This window comes from Actinoplanes sp. NPDC051861 (assembly GCF_040681145.1).
Classification (GTDB): Bacteria; Actinomycetota; Actinomycetes; order Mycobacteriales; family Micromonosporaceae; genus Actinoplanes.
The window spans coordinates 1-1,184 of record NZ_JBFAYE010000043.1; the positions used below are offsets into that span (position 1 = coordinate 1).

Below are 1,184 nucleotides of genomic sequence, written 5' to 3' on the forward strand. Positions count from 1 at the left end.
TAGGTTAGTTGAACGGTGTGGGAAAGCCGGCCGTAGAGGGTGAGAGCCCCGTAAGCGAAAATCTATGACCTCTTTGCAGTGTTCCCGAGTAGCAGCGGACTCCTAGAATCTGCTGTGAATCTGCCAGGACCACCTGGTAAGGCTGAATACTTCCTGGTGACCGATAGCGGACTAGTACCGTGAGGGAATGGTGAAAAGTACCCCGGGAGGGGAGTGAAATAGTACCTGAAACCGTTCGCCTACAATCCGTCAGAGCCTTTAGGGGTGATGGCGTGCCTTTTGAAGAATGAGCCTGCGAGTTAGTGGCATGTGGCGAGGTTAACCCGTGTGGGGTAGCCGTAGCGAAAGCGAGTCTGAAGAGGGCGCTCTTTAGTCGCATGTTCTAGACCCGAAGCGGGGTGATCTAGCCATGGGCAGGTTGAAGCGTGGGTAAGACTGCGTGGAGGACCGAACCCACCAACGTTGAAAAGTTGGGGGATGACCTGTGGTTAGGGGTGAAAGGCCAATCAAACTCCGTGATAGCTGGTTCTCCCCGAAATGCATTTAGGTGCAGCGTCGTGTGTTTCTTGCCGGAGGTAGAGCACTGGATGGTCTAGGGGGCCTACAAGCTTACTGAAATCAGCCAAACTCCGAATGCCGGTAAGTGAGAGCGCGGCAGTGAGACTGCGGGGGATAAGCTTCGTAGTCGAGAGGGAAACAGCCCAGATCGCCAGCTAAGGCCCCTAAGCGTGTGCTAAGTGGAAAAGGATGTGGGATCGCATGGACAACCAGGAGGTTGGCTTAGAAGCAGCCACCCTTTAAAGAGTGCGTAATAGCTCACTGGTCAAGTGGTTCCGCGCCGACAATGTAGCGGGGCTCAAGCACACCGCCGAAGCTGTGGCATTCACATATTAACTTCGCTCCACCCCTTGAGGGTGGTGTGCAGGTGTGTGGATGGGTAGGGGAGCGTCGTATGGCGGGGGAAGCGGCGGAGTGATCCAGTCGTGGACGCCATACGAGTGAGAATGCAGGCATGAGTAGCGAATGAAGGGTGAGAACCCCTTCCGCCGGATGACCAAGGGTTCCAGGGCCAGGCTAATCCGCCCTGGGTGAGTCGGGGCCTAAGGCGAGGCCGAGAGGCGTAGTCGATGGATAACGGGTTGATATTCCCGTACCCGCAAAGGAACGCCCAAGACGAACCTCGT

At 56.2% G+C, this 1,184-nt stretch carries 1 rRNA gene (running past one end of the window); it reads left to right on the forward strand.

From position 1 onward, the window contains the following. Positions 1-1,184 (forward strand): 23S ribosomal RNA (locus AB0M02_RS46660); its annotated part runs 1,271 nt beyond the window's last position; the annotation flags it as partial.